This window comes from Streptomyces sp. NPDC017993, assembly GCF_044328065.1.
Lineage (GTDB): Bacteria > Actinomycetota > Actinomycetes > Streptomycetales > Streptomycetaceae > Streptomyces.
This window is the reverse complement of record NZ_JBIRGO010000003.1, coordinates 247,555-265,584: the sequence shown is the minus strand read 5'-3', so window position 1 is coordinate 265,584 and position 18,030 is coordinate 247,555. Positions and strand designations below refer to the sequence as shown.

General features: G+C 70.3%; 16 protein-coding genes. 9 read left to right on the top strand and 7 right to left on the bottom strand.

Translation table 11 applies throughout. The annotated features are described in order from the left end of the window. Window positions 1-13 precede the first annotated feature (13 nt). Window positions 14-1,657 (bottom strand): AMP-binding protein, encoded by a 1,644-nt coding sequence (locus ACH4FH_RS06340; RefSeq protein WP_398554575.1) that lies wholly within the window; start codon window positions 1,655-1,657, stop codon window positions 14-16. A 164-nt stretch (window positions 1,658-1,821) separates the two neighbouring features. Here ACH4FH_RS06340 and ACH4FH_RS06335 point away from each other — a divergent pair, with 164 nt between their 5' ends. Then, complete coding sequence (locus ACH4FH_RS06335; protein WP_398554574.1) at window positions 1,822-2,967, top strand: CaiB/BaiF CoA transferase family protein; 1,146 nt, start codon at window positions 1,822-1,824, stop codon at window positions 2,965-2,967. A 72-nt stretch (window positions 2,968-3,039) separates the two neighbouring features. Here ACH4FH_RS06335 and ACH4FH_RS06330 read toward each other — a convergent pair whose 3' ends face one another. From ACH4FH_RS06330 to ACH4FH_RS06310, 5 genes are all read right to left on the bottom strand, one after another. Continuing rightward, entirely contained in the window at window positions 3,040-4,071 is a 1,032-nt protein-coding gene (locus ACH4FH_RS06330; RefSeq protein ID WP_398554573.1) for an ornithine cyclodeaminase, read from the bottom strand. Then, window positions 4,068-5,117: a cysteine synthase family protein gene (locus ACH4FH_RS06325; RefSeq protein ID WP_398554572.1), complete on the bottom strand. Its 1,050-nt coding sequence runs from the start codon at window positions 5,115-5,117 to the stop codon at window positions 4,068-4,070. The genes ACH4FH_RS06330 and ACH4FH_RS06325 overlap by 4 nt, the downstream gene beginning before the upstream one ends. A 6-nt stretch (window positions 5,118-5,123) precedes the next feature. Beyond that, the gene (locus ACH4FH_RS06320; protein ID WP_398554571.1) at window positions 5,124-6,026 is read right to left on the bottom strand and encodes an oxygenase MpaB family protein; all 903 of its coding nucleotides are present in this window, start codon (window positions 6,024-6,026) and stop codon (window positions 5,124-5,126) included. Between the two features lie 46 nt (window positions 6,027-6,072). Continuing rightward, complete coding sequence (locus tag ACH4FH_RS06315) at window positions 6,073-7,095, bottom strand: hypothetical protein (protein WP_398554570.1); 1,023 nt, start codon at window positions 7,093-7,095, stop codon at window positions 6,073-6,075. 88 nt (window positions 7,096-7,183) lie between these two features. Next, on the bottom strand, window positions 7,184-8,614 hold the full coding sequence (locus tag ACH4FH_RS06310; RefSeq protein ID WP_398554569.1) for an aldehyde dehydrogenase family protein: 1,431 nt from the start codon (window positions 8,612-8,614) through the stop codon (window positions 7,184-7,186). Window positions 8,615-8,880: 266 nt separating this feature from the next. On the opposite strand from ACH4FH_RS06310, the gene ACH4FH_RS06305 reads away from it, so the two are divergent. From ACH4FH_RS06305 to ACH4FH_RS06270, 8 genes are read left to right on the top strand one after another with little or no spacing between them, the layout of a single operon-like run. Next, window positions 8,881-9,657 (top strand): thioesterase II family protein, encoded by a 777-nt coding sequence (locus ACH4FH_RS06305; protein WP_398554568.1) that lies wholly within the window; start codon window positions 8,881-8,883, stop codon window positions 9,655-9,657. Next, on the top strand, window positions 9,654-9,941 hold the full coding sequence (locus ACH4FH_RS06300; protein WP_398554567.1) for a phosphopantetheine-binding protein: 288 nt from the start codon (window positions 9,654-9,656) through the stop codon (window positions 9,939-9,941). The genes ACH4FH_RS06305 and ACH4FH_RS06300 overlap by 4 nt, the downstream gene beginning before the upstream one ends. Continuing rightward, the gene (locus tag ACH4FH_RS06295) at window positions 9,938-11,323 is read left to right on the top strand and encodes a TrpB-like pyridoxal phosphate-dependent enzyme (protein WP_398554566.1); all 1,386 of its coding nucleotides are present in this window, start codon (window positions 9,938-9,940) and stop codon (window positions 11,321-11,323) included. Before ACH4FH_RS06300 ends, ACH4FH_RS06295 begins: the two co-directional genes overlap by 4 nt. Then, on the top strand, window positions 11,320-12,525 hold the full coding sequence (locus tag ACH4FH_RS06290) for an acyl-CoA dehydrogenase family protein (RefSeq protein WP_398554565.1): 1,206 nt from the start codon (window positions 11,320-11,322) through the stop codon (window positions 12,523-12,525). Before ACH4FH_RS06295 ends, ACH4FH_RS06290 begins: the two co-directional genes overlap by 4 nt. Further along, on the top strand, window positions 12,509-14,131 hold the full coding sequence (locus ACH4FH_RS06285; RefSeq protein ID WP_398554564.1) for an amino acid adenylation domain-containing protein: 1,623 nt from the start codon (window positions 12,509-12,511) through the stop codon (window positions 14,129-14,131). Before ACH4FH_RS06290 ends, ACH4FH_RS06285 begins: the two co-directional genes overlap by 17 nt. After that, window positions 14,113-14,931 carry an alpha/beta hydrolase gene (locus ACH4FH_RS06280; protein WP_398554563.1) on the top strand — a complete coding sequence of 273 codons (819 nt, stop codon included), beginning with the start codon at window positions 14,113-14,115 and terminating at the stop codon, window positions 14,929-14,931. Before ACH4FH_RS06285 ends, ACH4FH_RS06280 begins: the two co-directional genes overlap by 19 nt. A gap of 8 nt (window positions 14,932-14,939) precedes the next feature. Beyond that, window positions 14,940-15,794 (top strand): enoyl-CoA hydratase/isomerase family protein, encoded by an 855-nt coding sequence (locus ACH4FH_RS06275; RefSeq protein ID WP_398554562.1) that lies wholly within the window; start codon window positions 14,940-14,942, stop codon window positions 15,792-15,794. Beyond that, a complete protein-coding gene (locus ACH4FH_RS06270) occupies window positions 15,791-16,729 on the top strand; it encodes a TauD/TfdA family dioxygenase (RefSeq protein WP_398554561.1) in 939 nt (312 codons plus the stop codon). Before ACH4FH_RS06275 ends, ACH4FH_RS06270 begins: the two co-directional genes overlap by 4 nt. Before the next feature lie 76 nt (window positions 16,730-16,805). On the opposite strand, the gene ACH4FH_RS06265 is transcribed toward ACH4FH_RS06270, so the two are convergent. Continuing rightward, the gene (locus ACH4FH_RS06265) at window positions 16,806-17,870 is read right to left on the bottom strand and encodes a polyprenyl synthetase family protein (protein ID WP_398554560.1); all 1,065 of its coding nucleotides are present in this window, start codon (window positions 17,868-17,870) and stop codon (window positions 16,806-16,808) included. Window positions 17,871-18,030 lie beyond the last annotated feature (160 nt).

The following is an 18,030-nucleotide window of genomic DNA, read 5'->3' as shown; positions in this document are numbered from 1 at the left end:
TCGCTCCCGGTGGTCAGGCGTGGACGTGGTGGGAGGCGGGCGCACCGGAGTCGAGCCGGTGGAAGCCGTCCGCCGCGATGATTTCCCGGACCCGGAACTTCTGGATCTTTCCGGACGCGGTGAGCGGGAACTCATCGGCCAGGAACCACAGGGCGGGAATTTTGTGGGGGGACAGCCGTTCCGTGCACAGGGCGAGGACGGCGGCCGGGTCGGGGGACGCGGCGGCTGCGGGCTGGAGCACGGCGGCGACGATCTCACCCCACCGGTCGTCGGGGATCCCCAGGACCACCGCGTCGCGTACTCCCGGAACCTCGCAGAGCACCTCTTCGACGGAGGCGGGGGAGATGTTCTCGCCCCCTCGGATGATGATTTCGTTCAGGCGGCCGTCGATCCGAAGGGTGCCGGTGGCGTCCATCGAGCCGAGGTCGCCGGTGTGCAGCCAGCCGTCCGCGTCGACCTTGGCCGCGGTCGCCTCGGCGTCACCGTAGTAGGCGATCATCTGCTGGTAGCTCCGTGCGCAGATCTCCCCCTGGACACCGAGCGGTTGGACCTCCCCGGAGCGCGGATCGACGATCTTGACCTCGGCATGCGGCAGCGGCCGGCCCACCGTACTCGTCTTGAGTTCGGCGGAGTCGTCGGGACGGGTGAGCGTGAGTACGGAGGCCAGCTCGGTCTGACCGTAGAGATTGAAGACCGTGGTGGAGAAGAGCCGCTCGGTCTCGGCGATGAGCTGTGCGCGGACCGGAGCCGCGCCGGTGAGGACGGCGGAGAGCACGGGCGGCGCCGTGTCGCCCTTGGCCACATCGTTGAGTGCGGTGAGAACGGTGGGAACGCTGGTCAGTACGGCGCCCGGCGACTCACGCAGCACATCGAGCAGCCGCTTGGGGCTGAACCGTTCCACCAGGGTGAACGTACCGCCGCTCCACAGGGGCCCCAGGCAGGAGATGACACAGCCGGCCGTGTGGAACATGGGCAGCGGCGAGACGACGGTGGCGCCTTCCTCGACCCCGAGGCCCTCGAACGTGAGCCGGGAGACATTGACCACGGCCCGGTGGGAGAGCAGCACAGCCTTCGGGGCGCCGGTGGTCCCCGAGGTGAACTGCAGCTGTGCGGGGATCCCGGCTGCGGTGATCTCCTCGTCGGACGGGAGGGGGCACGCGCCCTTCAGGCTCTCCCAGTCGGCGACGGACACCACGTGGCGCAGCTGCGGAAGGCCGGCACCGACCTTGCCGGCCACTTCCGCCATGTCGTACGCACGGCTGTGGTCGGCGTACACCAGCATGGCGGCGTCGGAGGCGCGCAGCGCGTGCTCCAATTCGACGGCGCGGAGCGTCGGATTCAGCGTCACCAGGGTCACTCCGGCGAGTGCGGCGGCGTACTCGAATACCGGCCACTCGGGAATGTTGTGCGCCCAGATCGCGACCCGGCTGCCCAGGGGAACGCGTTCCAGGATGCCGGCCGCCACGCTTTCCGCCTCGGCGAGCAGTTCGTTGTACGTCCACAGTCGCCGGGGGCCGCCGTCGTCCGGGACACCGGCGAGTGCGATCGCCTCGCCGTGCGTGGCCGCCGTGCTGCGCAGCAGTGCGCCGACCGTGAGATCGGAGAGGGGGACCGAGTGGTCCGCTGGACGCAGCGAGGCGTCGGGTCCGGTGGGCATGACGGGCTCCTAGCGAGGAGGGATTCGGGCCGAAAAACGATTTTGAGGGCGGATTCTTCCGGCCGCGACAAGAAATAAAAAGAGGCAGCAATTCATTCAGGTGCGCTCCAGACTCCGCCCCCGGATTCCCGGTAACGTACGCTCAATTGATAGGGGGAGTATTCATGCCGGAGAATCCGATGGATGGCTGGAAGGGCCTTCGCGATATTCGCGTGCTGGACCTGTCCAGGCTGCTGCCCGGGGGGTTCGCCACGGTTTTGATGGCCGATCTCGGTGCCGATGTCATCAAGATCGAGGACCCCGGCAGCGGCGACTACGGCCGCCTGGTCGACCCGGATGCCTTCGCCGCGCTGAACCGCAACAAGCGCTCCGTGGTGCTCGATCTGCGTGACCCGGACGGACGCGAGACACTGCTGCGGCTGGTCGAGCGCTGTGACGCGGTGGTGGAGAGCTACCGCCCGGGTGTGCTGGAGGGCATGGGGCTCGGCTTTGAGCGGTTGCGTGCCGCCAACCCCCGGGTGGTGCTCTGTTCGATCAGCGGATTCGGCCAGAGCGGGCCGTACGCCTCCAGGCCCGGCCATGACCTCAACTTCCTCGCCCTGTCGGGCTTCTTCGCCGTGCCGCACCGCACCGAGGGGGCCGTCGACCGGGTGGGCGTGCGGGTGGCCGATCTGGCCGGTGCCATGTACGCGGCGTTCACCACCTCGGTGGCGGTCGCGGCGGCCGGAGCCACCGGGCAGGGGCAGCATCTGGATGTCTCGCTGCACGAGGCCGCCGCGGCCTGGTGCGGTCCGCTCGCCCTGCCGCTGCTGGAGCGCGCGGATCCGGTCGACAGCCCGCTGGTCACCGGGGACAACGACGTGTTCGTGGTGGCGGACGGTCGCCGGATCGCGTTCGCGACCTTCGAGGACAAGTTCTGGCTCACCTTCCGGCGCGCGTTCGCCGAGGAGTTCCCGGCGCTCGCCGACGAGGCGTACGACCGCAGGGCCGATCGCACCCGCGCCAAGAGGGAGGTGCGGGCGCTGCTGACGGATGTCTTCGCCCAGCGTGACCTCGCCTGGTGGACGGCGTCCCTGTCGGCGCTCGACCTGCCGTGGGCGCCCGTCTACGAATCGGCGGACGAGGTGCTGGACGATGCCCATGTCCAAGACCGGCAGCTGGTGGGCACCTTGCCCGCGTCGGCAACCGAGCGGTCCCGCCGGCAGGTGCGCTTCCCCGTGCTGTTCGGGGCGGGGCTCGACTCACTGCGCGGCGCCGCTCCCGGACACGGCGAGCACACCGCCGAGGTGCTGGCCGAACTGGACGGCTGACAGACCATTTCCTCCCCCGAAACCGTAAGGCCCCGTCAGTGACGGGGCCTTACGGCTGTGCAGGATGGTGGATCAGTGGGGCAGCGACAGGCCGAGTCCCAGTTCCAGCGCCTTGGCGTGCACCGCGGCGGCGACCGCTATGTCGTGCACGCCCATCCCGAACGGGTTGATCACCACCCGTTCCTCGGCGCCGACCGGCCGTCCGGGACCCCCGGAGAGCAGCGTCGGCAGATCGGCGTCCACCGCCCGGCCGTTCTCGGGAGCCGTCTCCCCCGGGCCGGTGACCCGGCCCGCCCGGGCGAGCACCCCGAGCAGCCGGTGGTCGTCCTCGGCCACCAGATCCCAGTTGTCGACGAAGAGACGGTCGCAGCCGAGGAGCAGGCTCTCCGTCGCGTCGTCGAGCGAGACGTTGACGAAGGTGGCGCCGGCGGGCACCCAGTCGAGTTCGACGTAGGGCTCGGTGGTCGTGGTCACGGCGATCGTGAGCCGGGCACGCTCGACAGCCTCCCTGGCACGGTCCACCACGGTGACCGCGACATCGGGACGGCCGGCGCCCCACTCGGCGGCGAACTCCCGGGCCCGGGCGCCGTCCTGGTCATGGAGGAGCACTTCGGCCAGGTCCGGGCAGGCCGCTTCCAGCAGTTCCAGATGGACCTCGGCCTGCCGGCCGCAGCCGAGCAGGGCCACGCTGGTGACACCGGCGGTGTCGCGCACAGCGCGCACCGCCGCGACCGAGACCCCGGCGGTGCGCAGGGCACTGATCCGGCCGCCCTCCATGACGCACACCGGGCGGGCGGTCTCGGGGTCGTTGAGCACGATCAGGCCGGCGGCGCGCGGCAGACCGAAGCGGTGATTGCCCAACGACGCGTTGATGATCTTGCAGCCGTAGCTGCTCCCGGACCAGCCGGGCAGGATGAGGCTCCGAGCCGAGGCGCCGGTCGGCGTGGTCCAGCGCAGGGCGGCCTCGGGTGTCAGCCCGGCCTCCTTGCGGGCGAACCCCAGCAGCGTGTCCTGGACGATGTCGACGAGCGGTAGATCCGCGCAGATCCGTGCCACGTCCTCACTGGGGAGGTAGGTGATCGAGGGCGGGGTGGAGGTGTTCATGCGCCTGCTTCTCCGGGAGGTGCGGTGTCGGGTGACGCGCGGCCCAGCAGTTCCAGAGCCGCGATGATCTCGCCGCCGGCCCGTCCGGGACCGGCCGGCGGTTCTGCGTTGAGCTGCGGATACTTCTCACCGCTGTCCGGGCAGAGGCAAGCCACCTCCCGGAGGGACGGGTCGCTGACGGCTCGTAGGACCGAGGCGAGTACGGCTGCCCCGGCGCTGCCGCCGAGGGACAGCCCGGTGCGCTCCCTGACCAGCGCGCAGGCGGCCACGGCGTCCTCGTCGCGGAGGCGAACGAGGTGGTCCCAGTCTCCGGGCCCGACGAAGCCGGACACCCGGCCGGAGCCGAAACCGGCGAGCTTGACGGGGCGTTCGGCCGGGGGCCCGCCCAGCGCCGCGGAACCGACGGCGTCCACGGCGATGATCCGCGCGTCGGGCAGATGGTCCCGGAAGTACCGGGCGACACCGGCGAGCGTCCCTCCGGTCGAGACGGCCACGGCCACCGCGTCGAAGGACCCGCCGGGGGCCGCCTTCACCAGTTCCGCCGCGGTCTGCGTCTCATGGACGGCCGGGTTGGCCGGACTCCGGTACTGATCGGTCCATACCGCGTCGGGATCACGGCGCAGGATGTCCTGGACCGCGGCGAGCCGGGCGTCGAGTGTTCTGCCGCCGGGCACCTCGGAAACGACCACGACGTCCGCGCCGTGGGCGGTCATCCGCTCGACGCTGCTACGAGGGGTGCTCGGCTCCACGACCAGGGTGCAGGCGTAGCCGCGGGCGGCGCACAGCCCGGCCAGCGCCGTGCCCAGGTTGCCGGAGGTGGACTCCACCACGCGCCGTCCCGGGCGCAGTTCACCGGTCGCCTCCAGGGCGGACAGCAACGCTTGTGCGGTACGGGCCTTGATGGAGCCGAACGGGTTGCCGGCCTCCAGCTTGAGCCAGAGCCGCAGGGTGCGCTCACCGAGCGGTACGCGGATGGGCTCCAGTGGTGTGCCGCCGATGCGGACGGTCGGGTCCGCGGTGACCGACGGCGGTGCGAAGGGGGTCATATGCGTTCAGTCCCTGAGGCTTTCTGCGGGTGCTGCCGGCGTGCCCGCGGCGGGCCGGGTGACGTGGCGGGGACCGATGTCGCTGATGCGGTAGCCATGCGGATATCCCGGATACGTCCGGGCGGTCGGCCTGGTCATCAGGCGTGCCATCAGGGCGGGCGCCATCCGCTCGGCACGCGCGTGCCCGCGCAGCCCGAGCACATTGAGGGCCTGGGCCCAGCGCGGCGGCCTGGCCACGCTCAGGGCGTGGCGGGCCTCCTCGTCGAGCCGGCACGGCAGCGTGGCTGCCACGAGGTCACTGACCGGGCGTGGGTACCAGGACGAGTAGAGCTTCATGATCTGGGTGCCGACGCGGTGGTTGCTCGGCACCTGGCGGAAATGCGTCCGCTCGTAGTCACGGTTGAACCGTTCGAACGCGTCGTAGTCGGTGGGCAGGTCCCGGATGTTCATCCGGCGCCCCACCTCCACGTAGAAGTAGAAGGCGGCGAGCCGCTCGGTCTCGCTGGTCCTGCGCCAGGCCCAGCGGTCTATCCAGCGGATCGGCTCATAGATGAACGTCGACAGCACATAGAGCATGTCGTCGTTGGCTATGGTGAATCTGCGGTGGGCCTGGTTGATCTGGCGCAGCGCCTGGCGGCCGCGCTCGGAGTCGTATCCGCCGCGGACCAGCTCGCCCAGCAGGATCCGGGTGTCGTCGTAGCGTTTCTGGGCGTGCAGCGCGAACTCTCCGCTGCCGTCCAGTACTTGGGAGATGCTGGGCACACAGCAGGTGCGCCAGATCGCCACTTCGAGCCCTCTGCCGTAGTCCCAGGGGAACTCGCTGTCGGAGGATCTTCGGTGGATCCGCTCGTGATCCGTTTTCGGATCGAGCGTCTGGAGTTGTCTCAGGGTCGCGTACCGGTCTCGCATTCCGTACCTCGATCGCAATCGCAAGGGAGGGGCGTGACAGGGCCTCTCAGAGGGGGGTGGATCCGGTGGCGCTGGTGACCTCGGGCCGCGTCGGATCGAAGCGGAGGGTCTCCGCACGCCACTGCAGTTGGCCGCTCAGCCAGCTGCGCATGCCGTCGATGTGGCGGCGCAGCATGTCGAGTCCGGCCGGCGGGAGTTCCCCCGCCAGGGCCGGTCCGGGGAATGTCCTGCTGAGTTCCGTGAAGCGGTCGAAACGGTCCTGGACCATCTCGCCCACCGCGTCCGCGGCGGTCTGCAGATCCGTGCCGTGCTCGTGCTGGTGGACGAGGACGAGATTGTGCGGGTCGCCGAGCAGGGCCTCTTTCTCACAGGAGAAGAGGTCGTTGGTCCACAGGTCGGCGTCCGAGAGCGCCTGGTTCATCTCGGTGAACTCCGGGAGCCGGTAGATCTCCTGGGGGATCTCGGCGTGCGTGGTCACCTCGATGAGGTCGAGGTAGGGCATGAGTGCCCGGCCGCGGTACCCGATGTATTCGTCCAGGCCGGGCGTCCGGCCGGTGAGCCGGTTCTCCGCCTCCCAGACGCAGGTCTCGAAGAAGGCGCCGATGTGCCCGGCGAGCCGCGTCCGCCAGGTGTCGGAGGTGTACGGAGCGGTGCGCCGCCACAGATCGGCGTAGGCGGGCCGGAACGCCCGGGTGATCGAGCGGTCCACGGAGGCGGACGGTCCCTCGGTGACGACTCCGTCGGGCGTGAGCCAGCCGAGCACCTCGTCGCACACCTTGCGCAGCCGTTCGGGCTCCTGCCCGAGCCGGGTCTCGTCGAACTGGTCGTCCAGGACCAGCATGCAGCTGATCCAGTCGGTCACCAGGGCGAGTTCGACCGGGCCGGAGTGCGGATAGGCCCGGGACATCAGGGTGCCGAGCAGTGAGCGCTCGTGGTGGCGCCGGGCGCCGTCGTCGGGGACCAGGCCGAAGCTGCGGACGAAGGCCCGGGTGCTCTCCTCGACCTGGTCGGTGTAGGGGCTGATCCGAGGGGGGAATTCGGCATGGATGTGCGGCATTCGCAGGGACACGCTGTTACCCGTCGTAGAAGCTGTGCAGGGGCGTCGAAGGACGTGGAGATGACGGCTGGGAAGCCGGCGAGAAGCGAAGGAGCGGGCGTCAGGAGGGAAGCTGGAGAGACTTGATCTCCTGGAACTCCTCGATGCCGTGGCGCCCGAGTTCGCGCCCGACGCCCGACTGTCGGTAACCACCGAACGGGGCGGCGGGGTTGAATCGGGCGTCGTTGATGTCGACCTGCCCGACGCGCAGCCGGCGCGCCACGTTCGTCGCCCGTTCGGTGTCTTCGGACCAGACGGTCGCCGCGAGGCCGTAGCGCGTCTCGTTGGCCTGAGCCACGGCGTCGGCGTCGTCGTCGAAGGGGAGGACGGCGAGCACCGGCCCGAAGATCTCCTCCTGGGCGAGCGGCGACGTGGGGTCCACCCGGGTCCACACGCTCGGTGCCACATAGTGGCCGATGTCCGGTACGTCGCCCCGCTCCGGACCCGCCACCTGCTGTGCGCCGTCGTGCGCGGCCCGCCGCAGATGCTCCAGAACCCGGTCGCGCTGGGCTCGGGATACCAGCGGGCCCAGGCGGCAGCCGGGGTCCGTGGGATCGCCGGGTACGTACTCGGTGAGTACGGAACGTGCCACGTCCACCGCTTCGTCGAGCCGAGCCCGCGGCACGAGCAGCCTGCTGCGTGCCGTGCACGTCTGGCCCGCGTTGTGCAGCGCACCGCGGACGCCGTCCTCGACCGCGGTGGCCAGGTCCGCGTCGGACAGCACCAGCGTCGCCGATTTTCCGCCCAGTTCCAGGCAGACCTTCTTGACGCCGAGGCCCGCGGCCGAGCCGACCTCCCGGCCCGCGGCGAGCGAGCCGGTGAACGACACCACGTCCACTCCAGGGTCGGCGGCCAGGGCCCGCCCCGCTACCGCGCCCTGGCCCGGGAGGAGGTTGAAGACTCCGGCCGGCAGACCTGTGCCTTCGATGAGCGTGGTGAGGAAGTAGGCGGACAGCGGGGCGATTTCGCTCGGCTTGAGGACGATGGTGCAGCCTGCCGCGAGGGCCGCGCCGACCTTCGCGACCATCTGGTGCAGCGGATAGTTCCAGGGCGTGATCGCGGCGACCACACCGGCCGCTTCCCTGACCACGACGGAATGCCCGATCCGCTCCTCACCCGCCTCGTTCCCGGTCAGTTCGCGGGCGTACGCCTCCAGCACCTTGACCGGCAGCCCCACCTGGACGCGCTGCGAGAAGGCGCGGGGGGAGCCCATCTCCCGGGTGATCAGATCGGCCATCTCCGCCTGGTTCTCCACCAGTGCGTCGCGCAGCGCCGTGAGGTACCCGGCACGCGTCGCGGTGCCGGTCGCCGACCAGGCGGGGAAGGCGGCCCGCGCGGCGTCGACCGCGCGCCGGGCATCGTTCGCCCCGCAGGCGGGGATCCGCCCGACGATCTCTTCCGTCGCCGGGTTTTCGACGGCGATGGTCTCATCGGTGCCGGGACTGATCCAGCGACCGCCGACATGAAGAGAGTGAAGTGGCAGGGATTCCATGTCCTGGGAAATTCTCCTTCAGGATTCGAAAGCCACACTGGCCGGCCCTCGGAGGACGGGTATACCTCGCCGATTGCCGAGGTGGTGAGCATGAAGTCCGAGTCGAGCAAGTCAAAAGATTACGTACGCCGCGCCGCGGTGACTGGAGGCAACCTGAATGGGGAACTGCCTCTCGGGAGGTAGTGGCGAACCCTCCCGGAAATTACGACTACGGTGTCGATTTGGAATTGGCCGGTCGTGTTCGTCTTCCGATGGAGAGGCCATCAGTGTCCCCAGCTCTTACCCGTCCCCGACGTTTCGGCAGTGCCTGGCTCAAGTGGTACCGGCCGGTCCTGGCCCCGCGTCTGCGGCTGATCTGCCTGCCGTACGCGGGTGGCACCGCGGGGGCCTTCCACAGCTGGGCGGACAGACTGCCCGCGAACGTGGAGCTGGTCGCGGTGCAGTATCCGGGCCGGCAGGACCGTTTCCAGGAGCCGTGCGTGGAGGAGATGGCACCGCTCGCCGACCACATCGCGCAGGAGCTGGCGCCGTACTGCGACCGGCCGTTCGCCCTGTTCGGGCACAGCATGGGAGCGGCGGTCGGCTACGAGGTGGCGCTGCGCCTCGAGGCTCGGTACGGGGCGCGGCCCCAGCATCTGTTCGTCTCCGGCCACGCGTCGCCACTCCTGCCACGGGGGCACCGGGATGTGCATCTGCGGGACGAGGAATCGATGCTGGAGTGGTTCGGTGAACTCGGTGCGATGGACCCGGCGGTGCTCGCGGACAAGGAACTCCGCCCGCTGGTCGTCCCTTCGCTCCGTGCGGACCTGCGCCTCATCGAGACCTACCGCCCCGCACCGCACCGTCCGGTGAGCGCGCCGCTGACCTCCTACGTGGGTGACGCGGATCCGGGTGTCGATCCCGACGACGCCGCCGCGTGGAGCGAACTCACCTCCGGGGAGTTCTCCTTCCGTGTTTTCCCGGGAGGCCATTTCTATCTGTCGGACCAGGAAACAGAACTGCTGGCCGACATCACGGAGCGTCTGGAAGGAGCCCCCGCATGAACGGCAACGACGACGAAATCACCCACCGGGTCCGCACCATCATGGTCGATGTCCTGGACCTCAGGCTGAAGCCGGACGAGATCGATGACAGTGCCTCGCTCTACTCGCCGGCGATCCAGCTCGATTCCCTCAATCTGCTGCAGCTGCTTCTCGCGGTGGAGGAGGAGTTCGGTGGACACATCGAGGACGAGGACGTCATGGAAGCCGATCTGGAGAATGTCGGCGACCTCATCGGCCTGATACGGCAGCACGCGCAGACGCATGAGGTGGAGGGGGCCGCATGAAATCGACCCGTAATCAATTCCTGATGGACGAGGATGACGTCCCCACGCACTGGTACAACATCCTCGCCGACCTCGACGTACCGTCGGCGGATGTGCGCCGCGCCCGCCCGGCGACGGACGAGCCCAGGGCGGGCAAACTCGCGCCCAACATCCCGCTGTCCATGTACCGGGGCAGCGTCGGACGCCGGCGCTTCGTGGAGATCCCCGCCGAGGTGCGCGAGCAGTACCAGACCTGGCGACCCACCCCGCTGATCCGCGCCCACCGGCTGGAAGCGGCGCTGGAGACTCCGGCCCATATCTACTACAAGTACGAGGGCGCCAACGCCTCCGGCAGTCACAAGCTCAACTCCGCGCTGGCGCAGGCGCATTACTACAAGAAATCGGGCGTCGAGCATGTGACGACCGGCACCGGTGCCGGTCAATGGGGCAGTGCCCTGTCGATGGCCTGCCACGCCGTCGGCCTCGACTGCACCGTCTTCATGGTCCGCGTCAGCCATGCGCAGAAGCCGTACCGCCGGGTGCTGATGGAACTCAACGGCGCCCGCGTCATCGCCAGCCCCAGCGGCACCACCCAGGCCGGCCGGGAACTGCTCGCCGCGTCCCCGGACAACGCCGGCAGCGTGTCGATCGCCAACGCGGAAGCCCTGGAGTACGCCCAGACCGTCCGCAACGGCCGCTTCGCCGTCGGCAGCGGCGAGAACCATGTCCTGCTGCACCAGACCGTCATCGGCGAAGAGGCGCTCCAGCAGATGGCGGCGGCCGGCGAATTCCCCGACGTCGTCATCGCCTCCATGGGCGCGGGCAGCAACTTCGCCGGGCTGGCCTTCCCGTTTTACCGGGAGAAGCTGCGCTCCGGCGCCGCCACCCGACTGGTGGCCGTCGAACCCGAAGCCTGCCCCAAGCTCACCAAGGGCCGCTACGCCTGGGACTACAACGACATCTCCGGCACCACCCCCATGACGAAGATGTACACCCTGGGGCACACCTTCGTCGCGCCCGGCGTCCACGCGGGCGGTCTGCGCTACCACGGCGCCGCGCCCCTGGTGAGCTCGCTGTACGACCAGGGCCTGATGGAGGCCGTCGCCTACGGCCAGAAGGCCGTCTTCGAGGCGGGCGCCTTCTTCGCCCGTACCGAGAACCTCGTGCCCGCGCCCGAGTCGGCGCACGCCGTCAAGGCCGCCATCGACGAAGCCGTCAAGGCCCGCGAGGAGCGCTCGCCCAAGGTGATCCTCTTCAACGTCAGCGGGCACGGGATGCTCGACCTGTCCGCCTACGACCAGTACCTGGCCGGCAACTTGGAGGACCACGCCGTCTCCGACGAGCAGATCGCCGCCTCGCTGGCGGCGCTGCCGGACCCCGACCCGGTCGGCGCGGCGTCATGAACCTGAGCCCCACCGGCGAACAGCAGGCGCTCGCCGAGAGGTTGTGCGCCTTCGGCGCCGCCGAACTGGGCGGGGACCTGGAGGAGCGCGAGAAGACCCAGACCCTCCAGCCCGGCGACTGGCAGCGGTGCGCCGACGCCGGAGTGTTCTCCCTCGCCGTGCCCACGGAGTACGGCGGACAGGGCCTGGACCCGCTCAGCTGCGCCCTGGCCCTGGAGGGGCTCGGGCGTGGCTGCCGGGACAACGGTCTGCTGATCTCCGTTGGCGCGCACATCTGGGCGATGCAGCTGCCGCTCCTGCACTTCGGCACGGAGGAACAGAAGCGGCGCTACCTGCCCGCCCTGATGGACGGCCGGTCGGTCGGCGCGCACGCCATCACCGAGAGCGAGGCGGGATCGGACGCCCTCTCGCTGACCGCCCGCGCCCGGCGCGAAGGTGACCGCTACATCCTCGACGGCACCAAGCGCTTCGTCACCAACGCGCCCCTCGCCGATGTCTTCCTCGTCTACGCCACCGTCAATCCGGACCTCGGCTTCACCGGTGTCACCGCGTTCCTCGTCGACCGTGACCAGGAAGGGGTCACCGTGGAGACCCGGTTCGAGAAGGCCGGACTGCGCACCGCGCCCTGGGGCGAGATCACCCTCAGCGGCTGCGCGGTTCCCCTGACGCGGCGACTCGGCGCCGAGAAGCAGGGGTCGAAGATCCTCGCCAGGGCGATGGCCTGGGAACGCTCCCTGATCCTGGCTCCCCTGCTGGGCACCATGCAGCGCCAGATCGACGAGTGCGTCCAACATGCCCGCAGCCGGGTGCAGTTCGGTACCCACATCGGCCGCTTCCAGTCGGTGGCGAACAGCATCGTCGACATGCAGGTCCGGCTGGAGGCGGCAAAGCTGCTGAGCTACCGGGCCGCGTGGGGCCTCTCCCAGGGCACCTCCTCGGTGTTCCCCGAGGCGGCGCAGCTGAGCACCAGCGAATCGGCCGTACAGACCTTCCTCGACGCCCTGCAGGTCTTCGGCGGGCTCGGTTACACCACCGAAAGCGACGTCGAACGCAACCTCAGGGACGCCCTCGGCACCCGTATCTCCTCCGGCACCTCGGACATGCAGCGCAAAGTGATGGCCGAGAAGCTGGGCATCACCGTCGCGGCCCGCCGCCCGTCTCCGCGGCAGACAGGAGGCACGCGCCATGGCGACGCTCGTTGACCATCTGGTGCGGGCCGCCGCCGAGCGGCCCACCGCTGAGGCGGTCCGTCATCGTGGCGACTGCCTGGACTACGCCGAGCTGGACCGCGCCAGCAGCGCCCTCGCCGCCACGCTGCGGGAAGCCGGAGTGGTCCGCGGGGACCGGGTCGGCCTGTGGCTGGCCAAGTCGCCCGAGACCGTGGTCGCGTTGCACGCGGTGCTCAAGTGCGGTGCGGCGTATGTGCCGGTCGACCCGGCGGCGCCGGTGGCGCGCGCTGCGTACATCCTCGGCGATTGCACGGTGAGTGCCCTGGTCACCGACGCGGGCCGGCTCGCCATGCTGGACGAGCGCGGGGACGTGGAGCGGATCGGGCCCCGGCTCGTCGTGGTCACCGGCGACGAGGACCCGGCGCCCGGCCCCGGGCCCGCTCCTGTGCGCACGGCGGGCCGGACCCACTGGCCCGCGGCGGTGCATCGGCCGGTCCCCGACGGGTTCGCTGCTGTCCCCGTGGCACCGGACGACCTCGCCTACGTGCTGTACACCTCCGGCTCGACCGGGGTGCCCAAGGGCGTGATGCTCTCCCACCGCAACGCGCTCGCCTTCGTCGACTGGACCGTCGCCGAGTTCGGCCTCACCGCCGAGGACCGGCTGGCCTCGCACGCCCCCGTCCACTTCGACCTGTCGGTCTTCGACCTCTTCGCCGCCGTGGCCGTCGGGGCGTGCCTGGTGCTGGTCCCCGAGAACCACAAGGCCCTCGGGGTGGCGCTCAACCGGCTGGTCGCCGAGGAGAGGATCACCGTCTGGTACTCGGTGCCGGGCGCCCTGATCCGGATGCTCGACGCCAAGAACCGTGCGGTGCTGGCGGCTTCCGGACTGCGGACCGTCCTCTTCGCGGGCGAGCCCTTCGGTCTCAAGCACCTCAGGCGGCTGCGCGCGACGCTGCCCGAAGCGTCGCTGTACAACCTCTACGGGCCCACCGAGACGAACGTCTGCACCTTCCACCGGGTCGCCGAGGAGGACCTGGCACCCGCCAGGACGGGCGCGCCGCCGATCGGCCGCCCCTGCCCGTATGCCGGGGCGTATCTGCTCGACACGGACGGCCGTCCGGTCGCCGACGCCCCGGGTGCCGAGGGCGAACTGTGCGTCACCGGCGACTCGGTGATGCTGGGCTACTGGGGTGCCGCCCCGGGTACGTCCGGCGCCGCGCCCCTGCACCGCACCGGAGACCTCGTCAGATCCGACGGCTCCCGGCGCTATACGTTCCTCGGCCGCCGCGACCACATGGTGAAGGTCCGCGGCTACCGGGTCGAACTGGGAGAGATCGAGGCCAGGCTGCTGGAGCTGCCCACGGTGCACGAGGCCGCCTGTGTCGCTGTCCAGGACGACTCCGCCGACGCACGGCTGGAGGCGTATCTGGTCCCCGCGGCAGGTGACACCCGGCCCGACGCGGCCGCGCTGCGCCGCCACTGCCTGGAGGGACTCCCCCGCTATATGGTCCCGGCCGCCTTTCACCTCGTCGACGCCTTCCCCCGCACCTCGACGGGCAAGGTGGACCGCCGCGCCCTGACCGCGGCGGAGCGGGCGGACGCACCGGACGGAGGGGCACTGTGCGCGCCCAGGTCCTGACCCCGCGGTGGCCGAGCCCGGCCCTCGGCCGGGACAAGCGTGCCAATGTCCTGCTCCCCGGCGGCTACGACGAGAACGGCCCCGGCCACCCGGTGCTGTACCTGCTCCACGGCTACGGGGGTGGCCGGAACACCTGGCTGGAACACACCGGGCTGCTCTCGGCGATCGAGGACAGCCGGCTGATCGTCGTCCTGCCGGAGAGCGGCCGCCGCTGGTTCGTCAACGACCACGCGGGGCTTCGGTACGAGGACTACCTTGTCCAGGACCTCGTGCCGTGCGTCGACGAGCGGTTCCATACCCTCCCCGACCGGGCGGCGCGGGCGGTCGGCGGCTTCTCCATGGGTGGCGCGGCCGCGCTGTTCCTCGGGCTGCGGCACCGGGACCTCTTCGGTGCCGTCGTCTCCCACGCGGGCGCCTTCGAGGCGCCCCTACGGATCGGCGACCCGTACACCGCGCACCGCCTCGACCCCGGCTTCCTCATGCCCACCGTCGAGAGCCACGAACGGGTCTGGGGCCCGCCCGGCAGCGGGACCCGGCACCGCTACGACCCCTACCGGCTGATAGCGGCCGACAGTCCGCTCCCGCCGCCGTCCCTCTACCTGGACGTCGGCACCGGCGACTACGACCGCATGGTCCGGATGAACCGCGAGGTGCGGGACGCCCTGCACCGCAGTGGCCGGCAGGTGGACTACCACGAGCGGGAAGGCGGCCACGACTGGGAGTTCGTGAACCGCGCCCTGCCCTCGTCGCTGGAATTCGTGAGCCGCCGGCTCACCGGTACGACCCTGATCGGAGTGTGAATCCGCCCATGACGGACGCGGCGAGCGAACCCGTCGTCCTGGTGACCCGGCCGCGCCGCGGCATCGTGGTCGCCACCCTGAACCGCCCGCACCGGATGAACGCCCTGACCGAGGAGGTCTTCCACGTCCTGGGGGACCTGTGCGCCGAGCTGCGGCTGGACAGCGCCGCCCGGGTGCTCCTGCTGAGGGGCGCGGGGGAAAACTTCTGCTCCGGATACGACATCGACGAGGTGGGCCGGGTCGCGTCGCTGGAGCCGCTGGACCTGATGGCTCTGCTGGACCGGCAGGCGCGGGTCGTCTCGGCACTGCGCGACCTGCCCCAGGCGGTCGTCGCCGCGGTGGACGGCGTCGCGGCCGGCGCGGGCCTGTCCCTGGCCCTCGCGGCGGATGTCCGGGTGCTCACGTCGCGGGCCAGGCTGCAAGCCGCCTTCGTCCGCATGGGTCTGTCCGGGGGTGACATGGGCGCGTCCTGGTTGCTGCCCCGGATCGCCGGATTCGGATTCGCCTCCGACATGCTGCTCAGCGGCCGCTTCGTGGACGCCGAGGAGGCTCTCCGGCACGGCGTCGCGAACCGCGTGACCGCCCTCCAGGACCTGATGGCCGCGGCCATGGACACGGCCGGGCAGATCGCCGGGAACAGCCCCGTCTCCCTGCGGCTGACCAAGCACATCCTGCAGGCCAATGCCGACGCCCCGTCGCTGGAGGTCGCCCTGGCGCGGGAGGCGCCGGTGCAGGTGGCCGCCGCCAAGTCCGCCGACGTCCGGGAGGCGGTGGCCGCCTTCCAGGAGCGCCGCGCCCCCCGCTTCGGCGTCGGTCCGAACATCACGGAAGACATGTCCGCGCACAAGGAGGAACAGGAATGAAGACGGACCCGACCTGGCAGCCTGCCCTGCTGGAACCCGCGTCCACGGGTACCGACGCGAGCGCGGACGGCCTGCTGGAGTATCTGCGCGGCACCGACCTGGACGGGCTGCTCGTACGGGAGAAGGCGGTGATCTTCCGTGGTTTCGGGATCGACGTCGACACCTCCTACGAGGGCGTGGCCGATGTCCTGCTGCCCAACCGGCTGGCCTACGTCCACGGCAACTCGCCGCGCACCAAGGTCGGCCGGAACCTCTACACGTCCACCGAGTACCCGGCCGAGTACGAGATCTCCATGCACAACGAAATGTCGTACGCCAGGGCCTGGCCGTCCCGCATCCTGTTCCACTGCGATGTGCAGCCGGGCACCGGCGGGGCCACCCCGGTCGTGGACGGGCAGTTGTGGCTGGAGTCTCTCGACGCCGAGGTCCGCGACGCGTTCGCCGCCGGTATCCGCTACACGCAGAACCTGCACGACGGCATCGGATTCGGCAAGAGCTGGCAGGCGACCTTCGAGACGGACGACCGCGACGAGGTCGACGTCTTCCTCGCCACCGCCGATGCCGAGTGGGAGTGGCGCGGAGACGGTTCCCTGTGGGTGAGCCAGCTACGGCAGAGCACGCTGAAGCACCCGGCCGGCAACACCGAGGTGTGGTTCAACCAGGCGGACCAGTGGCACCCCGCGGGGCTCGGCGAGGACGCGGCCGCCCTCGCCGATGTGGTGCCCGAGGACGAACTGCCCCAGAACGCCACCTTCAGCGACGGCTCGCCGATCCCGGCCGAGTACATCCGTCACGTCCGGGAGACCGGCATGCGACTGGCCGTCGACGTGGCCTGGCAGACCGGTGACCTGCTGCTGGTCGACAACGTCGCCGCCGCCCACGGCCGCCGCTCCTACACGGGCGAGCGGCGCATCCTGGTGGCCATGTCCGACTGAGCCGGCGCGCCGGAAGCACAAAGGAGGGGGAGGCCCGGTGGCGATCGCCGCCGGGCCTCCCCCCTTGTGTGCCGCGTTACGTGTCGCGGTGCACGGCCTGCTCGGCCATCCGGTACAGCCCGGCGGACCACACGGGCGGTACGGCATCCCGGACGGCCTCACCAGCCGTCGCGAGCCGCTCAAGGATGATCGTTTCGACCTGGGCGCGCATGCCCGTCCTGAGCAACAGGTCGTGCAGCACATCCGGTTCGGTGTCCGCCAGGCTGTCCCCGACCAGCTCCCTGACTTCCGGCTCGCGGCGCAGGGCGATCGACATCAGCAGCGTCATCTTGTGCTGCTTGAAGTCCAGCCTGGCCGGCTTGCCGGTGATCTCCGAGGAGCCGAAGGCGTCCAGCAGGTCGTCACGGAGCTGGAACGCCTCCCCGACGGCAAGACCATAGGTCTCGAACGGAGCCAGCAGCTCGTCGGCGCCCGCCAGCTGTGCGCCCATGGCCAGCGGCCGGTACACGGTGTAGCGGCCGGACTTGAACAGAGCGATCCAGCTGGACAGTTCCGGGTCCGGCACGAACTGGGCGGCGGCTCGCACATCCAGGAACTGACCAACCATCAGCTCGGTGGACAGCTCCCCCCAGATACGCCGCACCCGCGGCGGGCAGCCGGCGAGCAGCCGCTCGGCGTAGACCAGCGCGAGGTCGCCCGCCAGGACGGCGACGCTCTCGCCGTACCGCCGGGCCTCCCCGCGCCAGCCGCGCCGCTCGTGCGCCTGGGCATGGATCATGTGCGCGGTGGGGGTGCCCCTGCGCAGCTCCGAGTCGTCCATGACGTCGTCATGGAGCAGGGCGAAGGTGTGCAGCAGTTCCAGGGCCGCCGCGACATCGACGATGTCCTGGGTATCCGGGTCACCGCCGCCGGCCAGATATCCGGCGATGCAGAAGGCAGGGCGAAGACGCTTTCCGCCACTGCCGACCATACGGACCACGCAGTCGATGAGTTCGGTCGAATCCGGGTTGAGTGCGGCCCACGAGCGGCGCTCCTGGGCGAGGAAATCTTCGAGGCGCCGCTCGACCCGAGCCAGCACGCGATTGCGGTCCTCGAGGGCGACTCCGGTGTATTCATGGCTCACCGGCAGGGCGGTCGACATGGCTGTTTCTCCTGATGCCGGGGCAGCGGTCTGACGGACTGACGGGGTGTGAATAGTGCTGCTGCCGCGTGGGGGTCCACCATGGTTCTCGCACATCGGCAGGCCCGCGAAAAGAGGCAGCTGCCCGTCCAGCGGCTGTACAGGTGGCCTGTTCGGGTCG

What these genes read in the sequence shown, in the direction of transcription:
- ACH4FH_RS06340 (WP_398554575.1), bottom strand. Translation starts at nt 1,657, where the DNA reads ATGCCCACCGGACCCGACGCCTCGCTGCGTCCAGCGGACCACTCGGTC.
- ACH4FH_RS06335 (WP_398554574.1), top strand. Translation starts at nt 1,822, where the DNA reads ATGCCGGAGAATCCGATGGATGGCTGGAAGGGCCTTCGCGATATTCGC.
- ACH4FH_RS06330 (WP_398554573.1), bottom strand. Translation starts at nt 4,071, where the DNA reads ATGAACACCTCCACCCCGCCCTCGATCACCTACCTCCCCAGTGAGGAC.
- ACH4FH_RS06325 (WP_398554572.1), bottom strand. Translation starts at nt 5,117, where the DNA reads ATGACCCCCTTCGCACCGCCGTCGGTCACCGCGGACCCGACCGTCCGC.
- ACH4FH_RS06320 (WP_398554571.1), bottom strand. Translation starts at nt 6,026, where the DNA reads ATGCGAGACCGGTACGCGACCCTGAGACAACTCCAGACGCTCGATCCG.
- ACH4FH_RS06310 (WP_398554569.1), bottom strand. Translation starts at nt 8,614, where the DNA reads ATGGAATCCCTGCCACTTCACTCTCTTCATGTCGGCGGTCGCTGGATC.
- ACH4FH_RS06300 (WP_398554567.1), top strand. Translation starts at nt 9,654, where the DNA reads ATGAACGGCAACGACGACGAAATCACCCACCGGGTCCGCACCATCATG.
- ACH4FH_RS06295 (WP_398554566.1), top strand. Translation starts at nt 9,938, where the DNA reads ATGAAATCGACCCGTAATCAATTCCTGATGGACGAGGATGACGTCCCC.
- ACH4FH_RS06290 (WP_398554565.1), top strand. Translation starts at nt 11,320, where the DNA reads ATGAACCTGAGCCCCACCGGCGAACAGCAGGCGCTCGCCGAGAGGTTG.
- ACH4FH_RS06285 (WP_398554564.1), top strand. Translation starts at nt 12,509, where the DNA reads ATGGCGACGCTCGTTGACCATCTGGTGCGGGCCGCCGCCGAGCGGCCC.
- ACH4FH_RS06275 (WP_398554562.1), top strand. Translation starts at nt 14,940, where the DNA reads ATGACGGACGCGGCGAGCGAACCCGTCGTCCTGGTGACCCGGCCGCGC.
- ACH4FH_RS06270 (WP_398554561.1), top strand. Translation starts at nt 15,791, where the DNA reads ATGAAGACGGACCCGACCTGGCAGCCTGCCCTGCTGGAACCCGCGTCC.
- ACH4FH_RS06265 (WP_398554560.1), bottom strand. Translation starts at nt 17,870, where the DNA reads ATGTCGACCGCCCTGCCGGTGAGCCATGAATACACCGGAGTCGCCCTC.